The sequence below is a fragment of the Bacteroidia bacterium genome (assembly GCA_019695265.1).
Taxonomy (GTDB): domain Bacteria; phylum Bacteroidota; class Bacteroidia; order JAIBAJ01; family JAIBAJ01; genus JAIBAJ01.
The window spans coordinates 1-3,421 of sequence record JAIBAJ010000194.1 but is presented as its reverse complement, the minus strand read 5'-3'; the positions used below and the strand labels follow the sequence as shown (position 1 = coordinate 3,421).

At 40.7% G+C, this 3,421-nt stretch carries 4 protein-coding genes; 1 reads left to right on the top strand and 3 read right to left on the bottom strand.

The window, feature by feature from the left end; translation table 11 throughout:
- Positions 1-975: T9SS type A sorting domain-containing protein (locus K1X82_15210; protein ID MBX7183459.1), on the top strand; the 975-nt coding region annotated here is incomplete at its 5' end.
- Between the two features lie 3 nt (positions 976-978).
- Here K1X82_15210 and K1X82_15205 read toward each other — a convergent pair.
- From K1X82_15205 to K1X82_15195, 3 genes are all read right to left on the bottom strand, one after another.
- Entirely contained in the window at positions 979-2,184 is a 1,206-nt protein-coding gene (locus tag K1X82_15205; GenBank protein MBX7183458.1) for a beta-ketoacyl-[acyl-carrier-protein] synthase family protein, read from the bottom strand.
- 231 nt (positions 2,185-2,415) lie between these two features.
- Positions 2,416-2,676, bottom strand: coding sequence for an acyl carrier protein (locus tag K1X82_15200; protein ID MBX7183457.1), 261 nt, complete (start codon positions 2,674-2,676; stop codon positions 2,416-2,418).
- 33 nt (positions 2,677-2,709) lie between these two features.
- The coding region (locus tag K1X82_15195) for a hypothetical protein (protein MBX7183456.1) at positions 2,710-3,421 on the bottom strand (712 nt) is incomplete at its 5' end.

Sequence of the window (3,421 nt, the reverse complement as noted above, 5' to 3'; positions counted from 1 at the left end):
GTTAGTGCCATACCATTAAATGCCTGGAAGGTAGATATTTATACCAGTCAACAAGGCTTAGCCAATAACCACCTTATTCGAATGCCGGTAAAAATTGCTTTTTACAATGGAAGCCATGTAACTGAGGAACATAGTTTTTTAATTGATAGCCTTCAGAATCATTTCAGTATAGAGGTTGCCCTACCCCCTACTATGTTAGCTATTGACAGAAATGAAGAAATGAGTGATGCCGTGGTGGATTATGAAAAGAAAATTAAATCTACAGGGAGCCATGTGTTTTTAGAAACCAATTGTACCTTGGTAGTTGATCAGGCCTCTGCTGATTCGGTTTTGGTTCGGGTGGAACATCATTTTGTCGCACCCGACACCCTTGATTTGCCCAATGGAATTACTAAATTATCCGATTACCATTATTGGACTGTTAATGGTTCCTGGGATACTACATTCCTGGCAAAAGCTAAATTCTTTTACGATGGTACAACCAGCACAACAGTTGGTTATCAGGACAATACCTTTATTACCGGAAGTGAAAATTATCTACGATTAATGTATAGGCCGAACAGAGGTAGCAATTGGACTGTGGTAGATGGATTTACCTTGAACAAAGGAGCCAGTACTTCCGATAAAAGAGGAAACATACAGGTGGAGCACTTAAAAAAAGGAGAATATTGTTTGGGCTGGTCAGAAACCATGCTAGCCGTTAAAGATAAAGAAAACAAAAAACCCGGATTTGTCATTTCTCCTAATCCAACCAGGGACATACTTACTATTGATGTAGAAAAGCTGAGTCATCCGGAAGAATGGAATGTGATGTTGGTTGATACACAAGGCAGAATGGTAATGCAAACCACCTTGTATCCTCATCAAAGTTTTATTAAGCTGGACATTAGTCAATTAAAAGCAGGTATTTACTTGGTAAAACTAGGAAACCTTGCCAACCAATCACCCCTAAGTCAGCGATTTGTAAAGGAGTAAATTTTACTCGGGTTTAGTAAACAAAAGGGCGGAGTTATTACCTCCAAATCCAAAGGAATTACTTAGAACAGAGGAAATCTCCACATTTTCTAATAGCTTTTTGACAGGTTCAAATCGCAAGTCCTCAATTCTTTCAGAGAAACGCAGGTTAGGAAAAACCATTCCATTACGTATGGCTAAGCAACTAAAAACCGCTTCAATTCCACCGGCAGCACCTAAGGTATGTCCGGTAAAGGATTTGGTACTACTTGCATAAGGAACCTGGTCACCAAATAAATTCTGAACGGCTCTACCTTCACTTTGGTCGTTGATGAGGGTTGCTGTTCCATGCAGGTTAATGTAATCGATATCGGAAGGATTTAATCCGGCCATATCAATAGCTTGTTTCATGGCAGCGTAAGCGCCTGCACCATCGGGAGAAGAAGCTGTTTGGTGATAGGCATCGCAGGCATTGGCATATCCTTTAAGCTCTGCATAAGGCTTTTTGTTGTATTTCTTTACAAGGGCTTCTGATTCTAAAACTACAAAACCGGCACCTTCGCCCAAGTTTAATCCTTGTCTGTCCTTATCATAAGGCCTGCATTCCTGTTTATCGAGAATCATTAAGGTGTTGAACCCATTTAGAGTGAAGCGGCACAGAGAATCTGCTCCACCGGCCACTACCCTATCCACGATACCATTCTCAATTAATTTGGCTCCAAACATCAGGCTATTAGCAGATGAAGAGCAAGCCGTACTGATGGTTGCCAGGTAATCGGTAATTCCGAGGGAATCGGCAATACGTTCAGTGCTTTCCCCGCAGTCGTGGGTATCGATGTAGCGTAAGAAGTCACCGGTTTTGGTGTAGTCTAAAAAGGATTTATAATGGTTTTCGGAAGTTCCCATTCCTCCCACGGTATTGGCAGAAATAAGACCTGTTTTTTCTTCAGAAATTTCTAGGATTCCGGCATCTTTTACAGCTTCTTTAGCAGCGATAACGGCCAATAAAGCAGTACGAGAGAAACCATCTTTTGGGTCTACACCACCCATTTTAGCAAGTTCTTCGTTGGAGAATTTAACTTCTGCAACAGGAAGTTGACCTTGGTGACGCGTATTTAGAATTTGAAAATCGGCAATTCCGGCTTTAGAATGTTTAAATGATTCCAAGGTTTGAGGAACATTGGTTCCAATTGGAGAAATAACGCCTATGCCGGTTATAAAAATTTTCAAAACAAAAAGGTTTAAGGAATTAATTCAAGTTGGATGGAATAGAAAAGGTTGGGGTTCGGTCCGGGTAGGGATAGAGGCAAGTAGCTCCCAACACCGAACCCTTTCGGTGATGGGACTACAGCCGATAGCCCGACCATGAGCCTATCGTTACTGATGGAGTTTCCTGAATTTTTTGTGGCGAATGGGACCCGCCAAATCATAAAAACAGAAATCGACATTCAGGAAGATTACTTATTTTTTATTATCCAAAATATATTGGGCGATGTTGCTAACGGAAGAAAATATCTTTCTAGCATCGGCTGAATTTTCAATTTTTACACCGTATTCTTTCTCTAGCAAAACGATTAGTTCCAAGGCATCGATGGAGTCTAAACCAAGGCCTTCAACAAACAAAGGCGCCTCTGCATCAATGTCGGCACCGGAGATTCCATCGAGATTCAATACCTCAATAATTTGTACTTTTAGTTGCTCAATAAGTTCTTCCTTATTCATGGTAAATTTTAATTTAAGGGGTGCAAAAGTAAGTTAGATTCCGAAAGGTTTTTCGCAGATTCCAAGTTTACAGATAAAATTATCGTTTAGAAGTTCAATCCAAGCCACAATTGCCAGTTTGGTGTCCGTTTGAGAAAAAAGCAATTCGCACTGGGTACGAAGATTTAGTTCTGAAAACGACTCAGAAAGAAGGAAGATGTTTTCACCTTTTATTCCAAATTTAATTGCTACTTCACCCATCACGATATTGGGAAGGGTATAAACAAAAACAGCAGGACTGGGAAAATAGTTTGATTTATCGTTTAGGCTGGACTGATGAAGTAAATCAGTATCGAGCGAAGAGCTTGAATTGGCGAAAACGAGGGCAATTTCTTCGGATTTATACTTCTCCAATAGTGGAAAATCGCGCATTGCCAAACTCATGGCCAGGAAACCCAGTTTGGACAATTTATCCATTTTGAAAAACTTGAGGTAACCGGGCGTTAGGGTTCTGAATGCGAGGTTAAGCCAAGCATCGACTCCTTCTGATAATGGTTCGGAAAATAGTAGTTGGTTATTAAAAGAAATGGAGCCAGGTTCTATTTGAACGGAGAACCGGATCGGAGGAATTTCGGTTCGGATAGGATGAAAATCGGTCGGATTGGGTTGTGATTTTGCCAAGAGGATGGCAGCATTACACCCACCAAATCCGGAAGCAGTTTTAAGAATATAATCACCTTTCAATAGCCCTGAATTGGTTTCGATG

Coding starts and splice junctions, on each gene's coding strand:
- K1X82_15200 (MBX7183457.1), bottom strand. CDS start 2,676: ATGAATAAGGAAGAACTTATTGAGCAACTAAAAGTACAAATTATTGAG.